The organism is Pseudomonas sp. FSO-7, assembly GCF_059579345.1.
In genome coordinates this window covers 2,042,643-2,061,359 of the sequence record NZ_CM184193.1, presented here as the reverse complement: position 1 = coordinate 2,061,359, position 18,717 = coordinate 2,042,643, and the positions used below count along the sequence as shown (strand labels likewise).

General features: G+C 64.8%; 6 protein-coding genes. 2 read left to right on the top strand and 4 right to left on the bottom strand.

The window, feature by feature from the left end:
• Positions 1–183: 183 nt before the first annotated feature.
• The gene (locus tag AC515T_RS09055; RefSeq protein WP_496532198.1) at positions 184–13,170 is read right to left on the bottom strand and encodes a non-ribosomal peptide synthetase; all 12,987 of its coding nucleotides are present in this window, start codon (positions 13,168–13,170) and stop codon (positions 184–186) included.
• Between the two features lie 281 nt (positions 13,171–13,451).
• Between AC515T_RS09055 and AC515T_RS09050 the strand changes: the two genes are divergently transcribed.
• Entirely contained in the window at positions 13,452–14,000 is a 549-nt protein-coding gene (locus AC515T_RS09050) for an RNA polymerase factor sigma-70 (protein ID WP_024619408.1), read from the top strand.
• Between the two features lie 109 nt (positions 14,001–14,109).
• On the opposite strand, the gene AC515T_RS09045 is transcribed toward AC515T_RS09050, so the two are convergent.
• The 3 genes from AC515T_RS09045 to AC515T_RS09035 all read right to left on the bottom strand — a co-directional run bounded on the left by AC515T_RS09045 (position 14,110) and on the right by AC515T_RS09035 (position 16,712).
• On the bottom strand, positions 14,110–15,123 hold the full coding sequence (locus AC515T_RS09045) for a GNAT family N-acetyltransferase (RefSeq protein WP_496532197.1): 1,014 nt from the start codon (positions 15,121–15,123) through the stop codon (positions 14,110–14,112).
• A 70-nt stretch (positions 15,124–15,193) separates the two neighbouring features.
• On the bottom strand, positions 15,194–15,970 hold the full coding sequence (locus AC515T_RS09040) for a substrate-binding periplasmic protein (protein WP_496533097.1): 777 nt from the start codon (positions 15,968–15,970) through the stop codon (positions 15,194–15,196).
• A gap of 118 nt (positions 15,971–16,088) precedes the next feature.
• Positions 16,089–16,712 (bottom strand): TetR/AcrR family transcriptional regulator, encoded by a 624-nt coding sequence (locus AC515T_RS09035; protein WP_496532196.1) that lies wholly within the window; start codon positions 16,710–16,712, stop codon positions 16,089–16,091.
• A gap of 180 nt (positions 16,713–16,892) precedes the next feature.
• Between AC515T_RS09035 and AC515T_RS09030 the strand changes: the two genes are divergently transcribed.
• A complete protein-coding gene (locus AC515T_RS09030) occupies positions 16,893–18,683 on the top strand; it encodes an acyclic terpene utilization AtuA family protein (RefSeq protein ID WP_496532195.1) in 1,791 nt (596 codons plus the stop codon).
• Positions 18,684–18,717: the final 34 nt, after the last annotated feature.

The following is an 18,717-nucleotide window of genomic DNA, read 5'->3' as shown; positions in this document are numbered from 1 at the left end:
TTGAGTCTGGAAAAAAGCCTTGGAAGACTGAGCTGTGTCGGGGCAAGCGTCAACCTTGGGCTTTGGGGTGTTACTACTGACGCCATCGCGAGCAAGCTCGCTCCCACACTGGATTCGCGGTGAACACAAATCCCCTGTGGGAGCGAGCTTGCTCGCGATGAGGCCTCTATAGACGCCGCAAAACTACAATCCTTCCAGTTCCGCCATCAAATCATTCAACCGATCCACTTTCTCTTCAGTGATCTCACTGGCCGCCAGCCCATCGATGTAGTCGGCCAGTTCCTGCACCGTGCTGCACTCGAACATCGCCCGCAGCGGCACGTTGCGTTGCAGGGCCTTTTGCACCCGCGAGGCGATTTGCGTCGCCAGCAAGGAATGGCCGCCCAGTTCGAAGAAGTTGTCCCGCACCCCCACCCGCTCGACTTTCAGCACCTGGGCCCAGATGTCTGCCAGGGTCTGCTCCAGGTCATTACCGGGTGCCTGATAGTCCTGGCTTTGCAACTGGCCGATCTCCAGGGCCGGCAAGGCCTTGCGGTCGAGTTTGCCATTGGCGTTGAGGGGCAGGCGGTCGAGCCACAACCAGTGCAGCGGCACCATGTATTCCGGCAGTTCGGCCCGCAGGCGCTGCTTGATGCGCTCCAGGCGTTCGGCGGGTTTCAGTGCCGAGTCGGCGGCCACCAGGTAGCCCACCAGATGCTTGCCATTGGCGCCTTCCTGCACGCCCACCGCCCCATCGCGCACTTCCGGCTGTTCATGCAAGCGCGCTTCGATTTCCCCCAGCTCGATGCGGTAGCCGCGGATTTTCACCTGATGGTCGATGCGCCCGACGTACTCCAACACCCCGTCGCTGCGCCGCCGTGCCAGGTCGCCGCTGCGGTACAGCCGCTCTCCCGGCGCCCCGAACGGGTTCGGCACAAAGACCGGGGCGGTGCGCAGCGGATCGCTGACATAACCGCGTCCAACCCCCGTGCCCGCCACGCACAACTCGCCCACCGCGCCGAGCGGTACCAGGTCCAGCGCGCCGTCGAGCAGGTACAAACGGTTGTTATCGGTGGGCGTGCCAATCGGTAGGTAAGTGCCACGGGTCGAGGCCATGTCGACCCGGAAAAACGCTACGTCATCGGAGCATTCCGCCGGACCGTAGGCGTTCACCAGGCCGATATCCGGGTAGCGCAACAGCCATTGATGAGCCAGCTCCGGCGGCATCGCTTCGCCGGTGGGCAGCATCCAGCGCAGGCCGTCCAGGCCGATGCGGTCCTGGGCGAGCATGCCCTGGATCAGCGATGGCACGCTTTCCAGCACGGTAATGCCCTGCTGCTGCACATGCTCCAGCAGCCCTTGCGGGTCGTGCGCAATGGCGTTGGGCACGATGTCCACCCGGGCGCCGAACAACGGCGCGGCCAGGAACTGCCAGACCGAAATATCGAAGCTCTGGGAAGCCGTTTGGGCGATCACATCCGCCTCGCTCAGCGCCAGGTACGGCACTTTGCTGAGCTGGTTGTTGAGCATGCCCCGCTGCTCCACCATCACGCCTTTGGGCAGGCCGGTGGAGCCGGAGGTGTAGATCACGTAGGCGAGGTTGTCCGGCCCGCTGTAGATGCCGGGGTTTTCCTGCGACACAACGCTGGCCTGGATGGTTTCCCACACCAGCAACTTCGGCCGCCCGGCACAGGCGAACTCCTCCAGCAGCGCCAGCGCCTGGGCATGACAGGCCTGGGTGCAGACCAACAGCGGCGTGCGGCTCAGTTCGATGATACGGCTCAGGCGCTGGCTCGGCAGGCCCGGATCCAGCGGCAAGTAGCCGGCACCGGCCTTGAAGCTGCCGATGATCATGCCCAGCAGTGGCGCATCCCGTTCGGCCAGCAGCGCCACCGGCTGATCCAGGCCCACGCCGGCCGCGATCAAGGCGTGACCGAGGCGGTTGCTGCGGGCATTCAACTCGGCGTAGCTGTAGCTCGTGTCCAGGCCACTGACCGCCAGCCGTTGCGGATGGGCCGCGACCCGCGCCTCGAACAGCTCGACGTAGCTTTGCTCCAGTGGATAGGCATGCTCGCTCTGGTTGCAGCCTTCGATCAGGAAGTCCTGCTCTTGGACACCGATCAGTGGCAGCTCGCTCATCTCACCGTGCAAGCCCTCCATCAGCGCCAGCAGCAACCGCTTGAACTCGCCCAACAGTCCCTGGACGGTGCTTTCATCGAAGTAACGCTGGTCATACGAGAGGTGCAGCCCCAGGTCATCCCCTGGATAGCAGACCGCCGTCAACGGGAAGTTGGTGTGGGTGCGGCCCGAGTCGGAGGTGGCATTGAGGCTTTGGGCGCGGTCCAGCACCGAGACTTCCACCGGCGCGTTCTCGAACACGAACAGGCTGTCGAACAGCGGCTGGCCCTTGGGCAGTTCGCTGACTTCCTGGATGCTCACCAGCGGCAGGTATTCGTACTCGCGCAGTTGCATGTTGCGGTCCAGCAAATCGCTGAGCCACTGGCGCACGCTATAACGCTGATGGTCCTCGGGCATTTGCACGCGCAAGGCGATGCTGTTGATGAACAGCCCCACGGTGCGTTGCATCTGCGGCAGTTCCACCGGGCGCCCGGCCACGGTGACGCCGAACAACACGTCGCGGTCGCCGCTGACTCGGCGCAGTACCAGGGCCCACGCCGCCTGGGCGAAGGTGTTGACCGTCAGTTGGTGGGCCTGGGCCAGTTCCCGCAGCCGCGCACCGTCCCGGGCATCGAGACGGGTGTAGCAGTCGCCGACGATCATGCCGCCGCTGTCACCGGCGTGCTCGCGCAGGAACGGCCGGTCGCCAGGGATCGGCGTGGTCCGCTCGAAGCCTTGCAGGTTGCGCTTCCACCACTGCCGGGCGTCGTCCAGGCTCTGGTGTTGCAGCCAGCCGATGTAGTCGCGATAGCGCGGCGGCACGGCCAACTGCGGCTCGCGCTGCTCACCCAGGGCGGTGTAGAGCTCGAAGAAGTCGTCCATCAACAGCGAACGGCACCAGGCATCGATGAGGATGTGGTGGTTACTCATCATGAACCAGTAGCGCGCCGCGCCGACCCGGATCAGCCGCAAGTGGAACGGCGCCTGGTTCAACAGATCGAAACCGGCCTCGCGTTCATCCTTGAGCAGGGCCTGGAGCCTGGCTTCCTGGGCGTCTTCCGGCACCTCGGACCAGTCGAGGTAATCCACCGGTGTGCGGCCGGGCTTGTGGATGATTTGCAGCATGTCTTCGCCGACGTTCCAGCAGAACGAGGCACGCAAGGCTTCGTGGCGGGCGATGACCGCCTGCCAGGCCTGGGCAAACCGCTGCGGGTCCAGTTCGCTGTTGATGCGGTAGCGATCCTGCATGTAGTACAGGCCGGTGCCCGGCTCCAGCAGGGTATGCAGCAGCATGCCTTCCTGCATCGGCGTCAGCGGGTAGACGTCTTCGATCTGCGCGGCCGGCACGGGCAGGCTGTCGAGCTGGCCCTGGGTCAACTTCGCCAGCGGGAAGTCCGATGGCGTCAGACCGCCCGCCGCGTCCGTCAGGCAGTGTTCGATCAGGCGCTGCAACTCATCGAGGTAGGCCTCGGCCAGCGTGGCGATGGCCTGTCGGTCATGACGCTGGGCGCTGAAGGTCCAGCGCAGCACCAGCTCGCCGCCGCTGACCTGGCTGTCGACGCTCAGTTCGTTGGGCAACGGCGCATCGGGATCATGGATCGCCCCCAACGGCGCATCCAGGGGCTGAAACAGCGCATCCTGGCCGAGGGTCTGGTCGAGCTGGCCCAGGTAGTTGAAGGTGATCGCCGCGTGCGGCAGGCCGGCCATCGCCTCGCGAGTTGCCGCGTCGGCCAGGTAACGCAGCACGCCATGGCCGAGGCCCTTGTGGGGCACCGCGCGCAGTTGCTCCTTGATGCTCTTGATCGAGACACTGAAATCTTCGGCCGCTGGACTCAGGCGCACAGGATAGACGCTGGTGAACCAGCCCACGGTGCGGGTCAGGTCGAGGTCGTCGAACAGCGCTTCACGGCCATGGCCTTCAAGCTGGACCAGGGCCGAATCATGGCCACTCCAACGGCACAGCACCCGGGCCAGCGCCGTGAGCAGCAGGTCATTGACCTGGGTGCGATAGGCACTCGGCGCCTGTTGCAGCAGTTGCCGGGTGCGCTCGGCGTCCAGGCGCACGCTGACGGTTTCAGCATGACGTTCCTGCAGCCCACCCTCGGGATTCGCGCACGGCAGTTGCACCTGAGCGCCACTCAACTGCGCTTGCCACCACCCCAGTTCTTCGCGCAGGGATTCGCTGCCGGCGTAAGCCTGCAAGCGCGCGGCCCAGTCGCGCAATGGGCTGGTCTTGGCCGGCAGTTGCGCTTCCTGCCCGGTGGTGAGCTGGCGGTAGACGGTTTGCAAATCGTCCATCAGCACCCGCCACGACACACCGTCGACCACCAGGTGATGGATGACGATCAGCAACCGTTGCTGGCCGTCGGGCAACTGCGCCAGCACTGCGCGCAGCAATGGCCCGGTTGATAGATTGAAACGGCTCTGCGTCTCGGCAAACAACGCTTCGCAATCCTGCGCGGTGTCCACGGACACGTGCTGCAACAGCGCCGCGTCAGATAACGGCTGGTGCTCGGCGCGCCAATGCCCGGCGCTGTCATCAAAGCCCAGGCGCAAGGCATCGTGGTGCTGGAAGACGCTGCGCAGCGCCTGTTCCAGCGGTTGCGGCGCCAGGGCCGTGGCCGGCGCCAGCACCAGCGCCTGGTTCCAGTGATGCCGGTTGGGGATCTGGCGCTCGAAGAACCAGTGCTGGATGGGCGTCAGCCCGGATTCACCCTGCAACAGCCCCTGCTCGGCGTGCACCTGCTGGCTGCGCGTGGCAACGGCGGCCAGGGTCTGTACGGTCTGGTGCTGGAACAAGTCCCGGGGCGTGAAATGAATGCCCTGCTGCCGGGCGCGGCTGACCACCTGGATGGACAGGATCGAGTCGCCGCCCAGCTCGAAGAAGTTGTCATTAAGGCCCACCTGCCCCACGTTCAGCACGTCGCACCAGATCGCCGCCAGCGTCTGCTCCAGGGCATTGCTCGGCGCCACGTAGTGTTGGCGATTGAGTTCAGGATCGGGCAGCGGCAAGGCACGGCGGTCGAGCTTGCCGTTGGCGGTCAGCGGCATGCTCGCCAACAGGATCAAGTGCGTGGGCACCATGTAGTCCGGCAACTGGGCCTTGAGGTGGTTTTTCAAGGCATCGCGCAGGGCCGTTTGTTGCTCGCCGTCCTGGCTGGCGATGTCGCTCACCAGGTAGCCGGCCAGTTGTTTGCCGCCTGGCGTGTCAAGGGCCAATACCACGGCCTCGCGCACCGCCTCATGTTCCAGCAGGCGGGTTTCGATTTCCCCCAGTTCGATACGGAAACCACGGATTTTCACCTGATGGTCGATGCGACCCAGGTACTCCACCAGACCGTCGGCACGCTGGCGCACCAGGTCGCCGGTGCGATACAAGCGTCCGCCTTCGGTGGCGAACGGGTCGGCGACGAAACGCTCGGCGGTCATGCCCGGACGCTGGTGATAACCCTGGGCCAGACCGGCGCCGCCCACGTACAACTCTCCCGTGGCGCCTGGCGGCACCAACGCCAGGTCGGCGTCGAGAATGTACGCCACGCGGGCGCCAATCACGCTACCGATCGGCACACTGGCCGCGCCCTCCTCCAAGTGCTCGGGGGCCAGGCTCGCCAAGGGCATGACCACGGTTTCAGTCGGGCCATAGGCGTTGAAGAACAGGCTCGGGCTGAACGCCGCGCGAATGCGCTGCAAATGCTCGCCCGTCAGGGCTTCGCCGCCGGTGATGCACATGCGCACCGGCAAGGTCTGCCCTTGGGTCGCCAACCACTGCGCCAACTGGCTGCCGTAGCTGGGGGTGAAACCGAGGATGTTGATGCGATGCTGGCGAATCAGCCCGCAGATTTCCTCGGCGTCCCACTGGCCCTGGGCCCGCAGCACCACGTGGGCGCCACTGAGCAACGGCACCAACAGGCGTTCGGTGGCGGCGTCGAAGTTGATGGAATAGAAATGCAGCTCGCAGTCGTCCGGGCGCATGCCGAAGCGCCGGATCACCGCCTGGCAATGCATGGCGATTTCACCGTGGGACACCACCACGCCCTTGGGCTTGCCGGTGGAGCCGGAGGTGTAGATCAGGTAGGCCTGGTGCTGCGGCAGGTTGATCAGCGGCAGCGGGTGATCCGGGTATCGGGCCAGGGCCGCCGAATCATCTTCCAGGCACCAGCACCCCACACCCTCAGGCAATGCACCGAGGGCCTGGAGCATCGCCCGGTCGCTGAGCAGCAGGCTGATGCCACTGTCTTCGATCATGTAGCTCAAGCGGTCCAGCGGGTATTCCGGGTCCAGCGGCACGTAGGCACCGCCGGCCTTGAGGATCGCCAGCAGGCCGATGACCATTTCCAGCGAGCGCTCCAGGGCCAGGCCGACCCGCACCTGCGGCCCAACGCCTCGCTCGCGCAGGCTCCAGGCCAGGCGATTGGCACGGCTGTCCAGTTGCGCATACGTCAGGGTCTGGCCGGCGAAGGTCAGGGCTGGGGCGTCGGGACGCGCCCGGGCCTGTTCGTCGAACAGTGCGTGGAGGCACTGGTCCAGGCGATGCTCACCGGGCTCGACACCCAGGCTGTCGAGCAGTTGTTGCTGCTCGCTGGCGTCCAGCAACGGCAACTCGCTCAGCCGCCGGGCCGGATCGACCAGCAACGCTTCCAGCAGATTGCACCAGTGCCCGGCCATGCGCGCGATGCGCGGTTCGTCGAACAGGTCGGTGCTGTAGGTCAGGCAGCAACCCAGGCGCTGATCCAGGTCGGTGACTTCCAGGTTGAGGTCGAACTTGGTGGCCCGGGCGTCGTTGACCAGGTATTCGACGGTCATGCCGGCCAGCGTGCGGCTCTGCTGGAATTCCCAGCGCTGCACGTTGCACATCACCTGGAACAACGGGTTGTAGGCCGCACTGCGCGGTGGTTGCAGGGCTTCCACCAGATGATCGAACGGCAAGTCCTGATGGGACTGACCTTCGATGACGGTGTGGCGCACCTGTTCGAACAGTTCGCCCACCGACATCTGCCCGTCGAGCTGGCAACGCAGCACTTGGGTGTTGAGGAACGCACCGATCAAGCCTTCGCTTTCCGGGCGGATGCGGTTGGCCACCGGCGCGCCGATGCGCAGGTCGGTCTGGCCGCTGTAGCGATAGAGCAGCACGGCCAGGGCGGCGGTCATGGTCATGAACAGGGTCAGACCCTGTTGCGCATTGAAGGCACGGACCCGCGCGGCCAGCTCATCACAGAGGTCGAAACGGAACAGTTCGCCGCGATGACTTTGCACCGATGGACGCGGGCGATCGCCGGGCAGTTCCAGCAGCGGATGTTCGCGGCCCAGTTGCGCGGTCCAGTAGTCCAGTTGCCGTTGACGCTCGCCGGACTCCAGCCACTGGCGCTGCCAGACGCTGTAGTCCAGGTACTGCACCGGCAACGGTTCCAGCGGGGATTCGCGGTCGTCGACAAAAGCTTCGTACAGCGCGCTCAGTTCCCGGGCGAAAATGTCCATCGCCCAACCTTCGGTAACGATGTGGTGCAGCGTCAGCACAAAGTAATGCTCATGCTCGGCGGTCTTGACCAGGCAAGCCCGCAGCAGCGGCCCGGTTTCCAGGTCGAAGGGCTGGTGGGCCTCGCTGTCCGCCAGTTGCTGCACCCGCTGCTGTCGAACGTCGGCGGCCAGCCTCGAGAAGTCCTTCCAGCCCATGCGCAGGCCCGTCTCGCCGTGCACCTGTTGGTAGGCGACGCCGTCGACGCTCGGGAACGTGGTGCGCAGGGTTTCGTGGCGCAGGATCAACGCCTGCAAGGCCGCCTCGAAGCGGCCGACATCCAGCACCCCGCGCAAGCGCGCCATGCCACCGACGTTGTAGGCCGGGCTGTCCGGCTCCATCTGCCAGAGGAACCACATGCGCTGCTGGGAATACGACAGCGGCACCGGTTGGCTGCGGTCGACCTTCTCGATGGGCGGCTGGCGGTTGGTCTGGCCGCGGGCCTGGATCAAGCGCACCTCTTCGGCGAAAGCGCCCAGTTCACTGGCCTCGAACAGCGCCCGCAACGGCAGTTCCACGTCACAGGCCTGGCGAGTCCGGGAAATGATCTGGGTCGCCAGCAGCGAATGGCCGCCGAGGGCAAAAAAATCGTCCCGCAGGCCGATGCGCGTCAGTCCCAACACGTCGCGCCAGATGCCGGCGATTTGCTGTTCGAGGGCGCTGACCGGCTCGACATGCTCGCGCACCTGCCATTGCGGCTCGGGCAAGGCGCGGCGATCGAGCTTGCCGCTCGGGCCCAGGGGCATGGCGTCCAGGCGCAGCAGTTGGGCGGGCACCATGTAGTCCGGCAGTTCGGCGGCCAGGGCGGCCTTGAGCCGGGTGTTCAATTCGTCCTGGTCGTGGGCGACCTCCGGAGCGGTGTAATAGCCGATCAACTGCGGACCGGCCGAGGTGTCGCGCACCAGCACCGCCACTTGGGCGACGCCATCCTGGGCCAGCAGGCGCGCTTCGACTTCCTGTGGTTCGACCCGGAAGCCGCGCAGCTTGACCTGCTGGTCGAGGCGGCCGAGGTATTCGATCACGCCATCGGCATTCCAGCGTGCCCGGTCACCGGTGCGGTACAACCGCGCCCCGGCCGGCCCCATTGGGTCGGCGACGAAACGCTCGGCGCTCAGGCCCGGACGACCGAGGTAACCCCGGGCCAGGCCCAGGCCAGCGATGCACAGCTCGCCCGGGACACCGGCCGGCACGGGATTGAGGTCGCTGTCGAGCACCCGGCACAGCACGTTGCCCAGGGGACGGCCGATGGGCGAGCGCTCGCCATCGGCTTCGGTGCAATGCCAATGGGTGACGTTGATCGCGGTTTCGGTCGGGCCGTAGCGATTGTGCAGTTGCGCCGATGGCAGTTGCGCCAACACCCGGTTGCGCAACTCGGCCGGCAAGGCTTCGCCCCCAGAGAAGACCCGCCGAAGGCTGCTGCAATGGGCGCTCAGCGGTTCGTCGATGAACAGGCTCAACAGCGGTGGTACGAAGTGCAGCGTGGTGACGCCAAACTGCTGCACCAACTGGGCGATGCGGTGCGGGTCACGGTGTTCGCCGGGGCCGGCCAGGACCAGTTGGCTGCCGGTGATCAGCGGCCAGAAACATTCCCAGACCGACACGTCGAAGCTGATGGGGGCCTTTTGCATCAGCACATCGCTGGCATCCAGCCCGTAGGTCGCTTGCATCCATTGCAGGCGCTCGGCCAGGGCGGCATGGGTGTTGCCGACGCCTTTGGGCTGGCCGGTGGAGCCGGAGGTGTAGATCACGTAGGCCAGGTGATCGCCGTGCAGGTGCAGGCCCGGCGGGTTGCTCGGCCATTGTTCCAGGTGCAGGGCGTCCATGGCGATCACGCTGACACCCTCGCAAGCCGGCAAGCGTTCGAGCAGCGCGGTTTGGGTCAGCAGCAAGTCGACGCCGCTGTCATCGAGCATGTAGGCCAGACGTTCGGCCGGGTAGTCCGCATCCAGCGGCACATAGGCACCGCCGGCCTTGATGATGGCCAGCACACCGATGAGCAACTGCGGCGAACGTTCGGCGGCAATCGCCACGCACACGTCCGGGCCAACGCCCTTGTCTCGAAGGTAATGGGCCAGGCGATTGGCTTGGGCGTGCAACTCGGCATAATCGAGTTGACCGCCGTCCCAGCGCAGGGCGATCCGTTGCGGCGTGCAGCGGGCCTGCTCGTTCAACAGCTCCGGCAACCACTGGCTGGCCGGCGCGCACGGGGCGGCGCTCCACTGCTGCTGTTGGCGGTGCTCATCGGCGGTCAACAGCGACACATCGCCGATGGCTTGCTGCGGATCGGCACAGACCGCCCGCAACAGGTTGCAGTAATGCGCCGCCAGTCGCTCGATGGTCGCCGTCTCGAACAGTTCGTCGGCGTAGTCGAACGACAGGGTCAATCGGCCGTTGCGGTCTTCTTCGCTGTGCAATTGCAGGTCGAACTTGGCTTCACGGCTGTGCCACGGCAGCTCCTCGGCCAGCAGTCCCGGCAGGCGCCGCAAAGCACTCAGGTCACGCTGCTGGTGGTTGAACATCACCTGGAACAGGCCTTGTTCGCGCGCTTCGGGAAACGCTTCGAGCAGTTGTTCGAACGGCAGGTCCTGATGGGCCTGGGCCCCGAGCGTGGCTTCCCGGGCCTGGGCCAGCAGCGCGGCGAACGGTTGACGGGAATCGACCTGCCCGCGCAAGACCTGGGTGTTGATGAAGAAGCCAATCAGCCCCTGGGTTTCCAGGCGCGGACGGTTGGCGTTGGGCACACCGATGCGCAGGTCGGATTGCCCGGTGTAACGCTGCAACAGCGCCTGGAAGGCCGCCAGCAACAGCATGAACGGCGTCGCGTCATGGGCCTGGGCCACGTGGCGCAGGGCCTCGCCGAGATCCTTGTCCAGACGCAGGCTGTGCCGCGCGGCGCTGCGTTGGCGTTGAGCGCTGCGTGGATGATCCGTGCCCAGCACCAGGGCCGAATGTTCAGCGCCCAGTTGCTGCTTCCAGTAGCTCAGTTGGCGCTCGGCCTCACCCTCGGCGAGCCACTGGCGTTGCCAACTGCCGTAGTCGGCGTATTGCAACGGCAACGGCGCCAACTCGGCGACCTGGCCTTGGGAGGCGGCGGCATACAACCGGGAGAATTCTTCGAGCAATACATTCATCGACCAGCCGTCGGCGATGATGTGGTGCAGCGTCACCAGCAGTTGATGGTCATCCTCGTCGAGGCGCAACAGGGTGACCCGCAACAGCGGCCCCTTCTCCAGATCGAACAGCGTGGCCGCTTCGTCTTCTCGAACCTGCCGCGCCCGGGCTTCGCGCCGGTTGGCAGGTTCGTCACTGAGATCGATCACCTGCAGTTTGAATTCGCCGGCCGGATCGACCTGTTGCAAGGCCTCCCCATCCCGCTCCAGGAACCGCGTGCGCAAGGACTCGTGACGCTCGATCAGTTGCTGGAAACTGGCACGCAGCGCGTCTTCGTCCAGCTCGCCGCGCAGGTGCAAGGCGCCGGGAATGTTGTAGGCGCGGCTCGTCGGGTCGAGCTGCCAGGTGATCCACAAACGGTTCTGCGCCAGCGACTGTGGCAGTGGCGCGTGACGCGGCAATGCACTGATCGCGCCCTGGGCCCGGCCGCCGTCCTGCTGCTGGTTCGCCACCGCTGCCGAGAACGCAAGCAGGGTCGGGGCTTCGAACAGCAGGCGCAGGTTGAGCGCCAGCCCGAGGGTTTCGCTCAATCGTGCAATCACCTGGGTGGCGGCGATGGAGTTGCCGCCCAGCAGGAAGAAATGATCGTCGGCCTGGACCTGCTCGACCTGCAATTGCTCCCGCCAGACCTGACCAATGAGGGCTTGCAACTCGGAGGCTGTGGCAAACTCATCAACCATGTCGACTTCGACGGACGGGAACTGGGCATAACTGTCCAAACTGCCGTCGGCCAATCGGCTGCGGCAAGCCGAGCGCTGCAACTTGCCGCTGGAGGTCTTGGGCAGCGCGCCGGGGTTGAGCAACACCACCACGCTCGGGGCTTGCTGGCAGGCCTCGGCCACGGCCTGGCGAATGACTTTGATCAAGGCATCGGGCGAAAGGATTTTCTGCACGCTGCGGCTGATTTCCGCAGCGATGCCGATGCCCTCCTCGCCATTGTCGTCGACCGCGAACGCCGCCACCCGGCCCTTGCGCACCACCTCCACTTCGCGCTCGATGACTTGCTCGATGTCCTGGGGATAGAGGTTATGCCCACGCACGATCAGCAGGTCTTTCAGGCGACCGGTGATGAACAGTTCGCCGCCGCGCCGAAAACCCAGGTCGCCGGTGCGCAACCAAGTCTGGCCGTCGTGCTGGACAAAGGTCTTGGCGCTGGCTTCGGGGTTGCGCCAGTAGCCCAGGGCGATGCTCGGCCCGGCGGCCCAGACTTCACCGACCTGATTGTCGGCCAGCGGCTGCAAGGTGGCGGGCTCAACGATCAGTACCGCGTGCCCGGGCTGGCTGACACCACAACTCATCACCGCGCTGCCCTGCCCCGGCTCGGCACGGTTTTGCGCCAACGCCGCGTCATCCACCCGCAGCGAAGGAATGCCGTGAAGGCGTGGCGTGCCGGCGACGAACAAGGTCGCTTCGGCCAGGCCATAGGAAGCCATGAAATTGTCCGGCGTAAAGCCGCACGGGGCGAACTTCTCGGCGAAACGCTCCAGGGTGTCGAGACGGATCGGCTCGGAGCCGGAATAGGCCACGCGCCAGCCGCTCAGGTCGAGACGCTGCAGGGCCGAATCACTGACCCGTTCGCTGCACAACCGGTAGGCGAAATCCGGGCCGCCGCTGATGGTGCCGCCGTACTCGCTGATCGCTTCGAGCCAACGCAGGGGTCGGGCCAGGAAATAAGCCGGGGACATCAATACGCACGGGACGCCGCTGAACACCGGCTGCAGCAGGCCGCCGATCAGGCCCATGTCGTGGTACAGCGGCAGCCAGCTGACGATGACGTCGTCGGGGTTCAAGTCGATGCCGAAGCCATGGCGAATCAGCAGCTCGTTGGCCACCAGGTTGCCGTGGCTGACCTGCACGCCCTTGGGCAACGCGGTGGAACCGGAGGTGTATTGCAGGAAGGCAATGTCATCGTCCTGCAGCGTCGGCATCCGCCATTGCCCGGCGCAGGCCGGGTCGAGGGTATCGACGCACAACACCGGCGGCGCCGATTCGATGGCTTGCAGCGGCTCGCGCAGATCGCTGCTGGTCAGCAGCAGGCGCGGTTCGGCGTCTTTGAGGATCGACAGCAAGCGCTCCTGATGGTGGCGACGGGCGGACTCCGGTGGATAGGCCGGCACGGCAATCACCCCGGCGTAGAGGCAGCCAAAGAACGCCGCGACGTAATCCGGGCCACTGGGGAACAGCAGCACGGCGCGATCGCCCAGTGCCGCTTCGGCCTGCAAGGCGCCGGCGATGGTCCGGGCGCGCAGGTCCAGGTCGCGATAACTCAACACCACACCCTGCTCCGGGGTGTCGGCAAGGAAGCGCAGGGCCACCCGGTCCGGCGTCAGCGCGGCGCGGCGCTGGAGGGCATGAGCCAGGGTGCTGGGGAGTTCGAACGCGTCGGTCATGGGGGTTTCCTGCCTGAATTCGGCTTGCAAGTTGTCCCCCATGGAACGGATAGCCCCGGCAAATAATTAGTCGGGCCGCCGACTCACCGCAGCCTGCAGCGAAGCATCCGACAGCCACGCGCCGCGGCAATGGGTCGCGGGGCCGAGCCTGGACTTTATTGCATCAATAATTCTTCTTCTCAATTGACAATCATTATCATTAAGCCTAATTTGGCGCTCGATGTGTAGGACAGGTCCGACATCCGGACGTCCCGCTAACTTTTTGCAGCAAGGTGAATTCCATGACGGAACAAGTATCCACAAGCAGGTGCGACTCACCGTTACTCCAGGCGTTCGTCGATAACCGACTGATCCTGGTCAAGATCGCGGCGCGCATTACCGGTTGCCGGTCCCGCGCGGAAGATGTGGTGCAGGACGCTTTTTTCCGGCTGCAATCGGCGCCACAGATCACCTCCTCGTTCAAGGCGCAGCTCAGTTATCTGTTCCAGATCGTGCGCAACCTGGCGATCGACCACTACCGCAAGCAGGCGCTGGAACAGAAATACTCCGGGCCGGAGGAGGAAGGGTTGAACGTGGTGATCCAGGGTGCTTCGCCAGAAACCTCCCATATCAACTTTTCCACGCTGGAGCACATCGCCGATGCGCTGACCGAACTGCCCAGCCGCACCCGCTATGCCTTCGAGATGTACCGCCTGCACGGCGTGCCGCAGAAGGACATCGCCAAGGAACTGGGCGTCTCGCCAACCCTGGTGAACTTCATGATCCGCGATGCATTGGTGCATTGCCGCAAGGTGTCGGGGGTTCGGGGGGATACGTTCGCCCGGCGGTAACTTGCGCAGGTTTTGCCGGCCTCATCGCGAGCAAGCTCGCTCCCACAGTTTCGTGATCACTGAAGATCCCCTGTGGGAGCGAGCTTGCTCGCGATGAGGCCATAAGGCCTTACATCAACCCACACCGATCAAAAAACCGCTCACGCCCCAGGATCATCAGCGCCGCGCGCTTGTGGGGGAAATCGAATTCCTTTTCGCAATGGAAGCACTGATTGTGCAGGTGCCCGATCATCCGGGCATTGTCGGCCCGGGGCTCGGCGACCACGCGTTGGGTACGGGGGTCGTCCAGGAACAGGTAATGCACCAGCGCCGACAGCCAGCTCGCCACCTTGTGCGGCCCGCGGTGCTGCTCTTCGCCCACCAGCATGTGAATGCCGCGATCGTAGTGGTCGGCCTCATAGAACGGCGCGATCCGATCCTCCTTGGCCCAATAGGCTTCGAAGTAAGCGAACGGCTGGTCATCGAAGCAACCGATCAGGGTCAAGACCCGGGGGTCGGCCTGCAGCTTGCCCAGGTACTCGCGATGCTGTTCCAGGCTGCCCTCCTCCTGCCAGAAGCTCGCCACTCGCGGGCTGTTCTGCCAGCGGTTGAAACGCTCCAGGTCCTGTTCGATTTCCAGGGTGCGCAACGACACCCAGGCCCCCAGCCGCGCATCGAAACGCCGGTACACCTCGCCACGCGGCTTCATCGGCCGGCGTGGATGGCGGCGGCCATCGGTGATGACCATCTGTTGCGGGTAACTGCCGCTGAACGACTCCCCCAGCCATGGCTGTGGCAACTGCCAGAACATCGTGCGCTCGCACCGGTATTCGCCGGCACGCTCGGTGCCCATCAGTAAACCGCTGAGCAAGGCTTCGCCGGGACGCTCGTCCAGGTGCCAGGTCAGGTGCTGACACTCGGGATCGCGGGCAAACAGCCAATAGCAGGCCGCCCACAGCGCCGGCCCCATCGGGCGGTCGTTGATTTCCTGCAAGTGCACATGCAACTCGGGACCGCGCACAAGACGCAGCCGGATCAGCGGCGCGCCTTCGAGCATCAGGCTCAGGTGGCGTTCGGTTTCATCGGCGCCGAGGCGACGGCCACCGGGCAAGGGCAGCGTCGTCGGGTGGTTGAGGTTGGACATGGGGGCGGCTCGCGTATTCGTCGGTAGTCAACGTGTGACGTGAGCCGGGGCGGGAAATTTAGTGTCGCCTTCAATGGGAATGCGCGGGCACCAGCTGGATCTGGTAGGGCTGGAAAATCTTCAGCAGTTGACCGTTTTCCCGCAGCATTTGCAGCAACTGGGCAAACGCTTCACCGGAGATGGGAGCTTGCGGCCGGATCAGCGCGTAATGGTGGTAAACCTGATCGATGCGTTCTGACACCAGCAATTGCGGGCCGACTTCGGGATTGCGCAACACGTAATCGTTAAGGTACGAACGGGTCACCAGGGCGATATCCGCCCGCCCGCGCAAAACCATCAGCAGATTGCTGTCGTGGGAATACGTCAGTGTGGCGTTGTATTGGCCGGCGAGGAACTTGGGGTCGGCGTTGAATTCGGCAAAGGCGTAGTGATAACCGCTGAACAGCGCCAGGCGCTTGCCCCTGAGATCGGCGAAATAACTTTGCTGTCGCTCCGGCTGGCGCTGAGCGACGAAGACTTCCGCATCTTCCAGGCCCATATCCACCGCAGTGTGCGGCACCTCCTGCCAACCCCATTCGGGGTTCTCGAAAATCGCCATATCGACCCGACCCTGCTTGAAATCATTGAACCGGCGCGGGATCGACGTCGGTACCAGGACGAACTGATAGTCGCTTTGCGACTGGTTCAAGGCTTCCACCATTTGCGGTAGCAGGCCGGTGTCGGCACCGTTCTCGGGACGAACGGTATAGGGCGGAAAATGTGCCGCGCCGATCCGCACCAGTTGCGCCGCCTCGATCGGCAACGCCAGGAAAACGGCCAGAGTGGCCAGCAGTACACGGGAGGTCATCCCCATCGGCGAAAACGTCAAGATCACCCACTCCCCAAAAGTCCCCATCACTACAATCAAGCTAGGCGGTTTCAGCCGCTTAGCCAGCCATGCGGCCATTTAAAGCACCGCTCGATTATTATTGTTCTTCAAGCACCAGGATCAGGGCCTGCTCGGCCAGTTCATCGAGGCTCAGGCTGCCTTCGGCGCGAAACCAGGTGGTGGTCCAGGACAACGCACCCGTGAGGAACCGCCGGGTAATGGACACGTCCCCGCGAATATACCCGGCCTCCCTGGCCTGGCCCAAGACCTCGAGCCACAAGTCTTCATAAATGTCCCGAAGGGCCAGCACGTGCCGCTGTCCGTCCTGCGAGAGCGAACGCCATTCATAGACCAGCACCGCCATGGCCTCGCCAGTACCGCCCATGATCGACTGCAATTCGCAGCGAATCAGCGCCAGCACCCGGTCGCGCACGCTGTCGGCCTCGGCCAGGGCGGCGCGCATCAACGCGGTGTTGTAGCGGATGGTTTCTTCCATCACCGCCCGCAGAATGTCGTCCTTGCTCTTGAAATGGTGAAAGATGCTGCCCGACTGGATGCCCACGGCGCTGGCCAGGTCGCGTACCGTGGTGCGCTCGAAGCCTTTGTTGCGAAACAGGTGGGCGGCGGTCTGGAGCAGTTTGCCGCGCGCACTGTCCGGGTCGGTCAGTTGCCCGTTGTCGACCAGCTCACGCATCACGCCCAGGGCTTTTTGCTCGTCCACCCATTCTCTCCTACAGTCGATCAACCAACGCGCCGCCACTGCACACCAAACCATCGGTGGCGCGGGCAATTTAAGCCGAGCGAAGCAACCAAGCAAGCGCTCGGCCAGAAGAACCGGCGGCCGTTTACAAACCAAGCGCTTGCTTGGTAGTCTCGAACCACCTTTGCCGGAGGGAACGCCATGCCAAAAACGATCCGTATCGGTTGCGCCAGCGCCTTTTGGGGCGATACCTGCACCGCAGCGGCGCAACTGGTCGAGGGCGGGGCGCTGGATTACCTGGTGTTCGATTATCTGGCCGAAGTCACGATGTCGATCATGGCCGGCGCGCGCCTGAAGGACCCTTCGAGCGGCTATGCCACGGATTTCATCGAGGTCCTCACCCCGCTGCTCCAGCGTTTGCATGACGACGGGATCCGCGTCATCAGCAATGCCGGCGGGGTCAATCCCCAGGCCTGCGCGAAGGCCTTGCAAGCGGCCTGCGATCAGGCCGGTGTACCGCTGAAGATCGCCGTGCTGCTGGGCGATGACCTGCAACCGCAAGGCGCACGGCTCGCCACCCAGGATATCCGCGAGATGTTCAGCGGCGAGCCCTTGCCTCCCGCGTGCGTGTCCATCAACGCCTATCTCGGCGCGCCCGGCATCGTCGAGGCGCTGCGCCTGGGTGCCGATGTGGTGATCACTGGCCGCGTGGTGGACAGCGCCGTGGTCAGCGCCGCCCTGGTGCATGAGTTCGGCTGGGCCTGGGACGATTACGACCGATTGGCCCAGGCCGCGCTCGCGGGGCATCTCATCGAGTGCGGCGCCCAGTGCACGGGTGGCAATTTCACCGACTGGCAGGACGTGCCGGACTACGAGCACATCGGCTTTCCCATTGTCGAAGTCAGCGCCGACGGCCCATTCATTGTCACCAAGACAGAAGGCAGCGGTGGGCTGGTCACGCCGTTGTCCGTCGGCGAACAGTTGCTCTACGAAATTGGCGACCCGCAAGGTTATCTGTTGCCCGACGTGATCTGCGATTTCAGCCAGGTCAGGTTGATCCAGCAGGGCAAGCACGCCGTGCGCGTCCATGGGGCCAGGGGCCTGCCGCCCAGCGATCGGTACAAGGTCTGCGCCACCTGGTTGGACGGCTGGCGTTGCACCGCCACTTGCCTGATCGCCGGCATCGATGCAGTGGCCAAGGCGGAGCGGGTCAGCCAGGCGATCGTCGCCAAGACCTCGCAGCTATTGGACCAACGTGGCTGGGCGCCCTACAGCGAAGTGAACATCGAACTGCTGGGCAGCGAAGCCACTTACGGCCAGCACGGCCAACGCCGGGACAGCCGTGAGGTGGTGATCAAGCTGGCGGTACGGCACCCGGACAAACAGCCCCTGGTACTGTTTTCCAGGGAAATCGCCCAGGCCGCAACCGGCATGGCGCCAGGACTGACCGGCCTGGTCGGTGGCCGGCCAACGGTGTCGCCGTTGATTCGCCTGTTCTCGTTCCTGATCGACAAAACCACCTGCCGGCTCGACCTCGAACTCGACGGCCAGCGCCACCCTTGCCCCCTGCCCGCTGCCGAACCGCTGCACACCGTCGATCTGCCGGTTGCCCCAACCCCGCCCAAACCCCAGGGCCAGGCCGACGCCAGCGTACCGCTGATCAAACTGGCGGTGGCGCGCTCCGGGGACAAGGGCAACCACAGCAACATTGGCGTGATCGCCCGGGAACCCGAGTACCTGCCCTGGATCGCCGAGGCGCTGACGCCGGAGGTGATGGTCGACTGGATGAGCCACGTGCTCGACCCGCTGTTGGGCCGAGTCGAACGCTGGTACCTGCCGGGCACCCACAGTTTGAATTTCCTGCTGGAAAACGCCCTCGGCGGCGGCGGCGTCGCGAGCCTGCGCATCGACCCCCAGGGCAAGGCATTCGCCCAGCAGTTGCTGGAGATTCAGATACCGGTGCCGCAGCACATTGCCGACCGGGTCAACTAAGGGATGGTCGCCATGGCAAGTAAACGATCAGCGG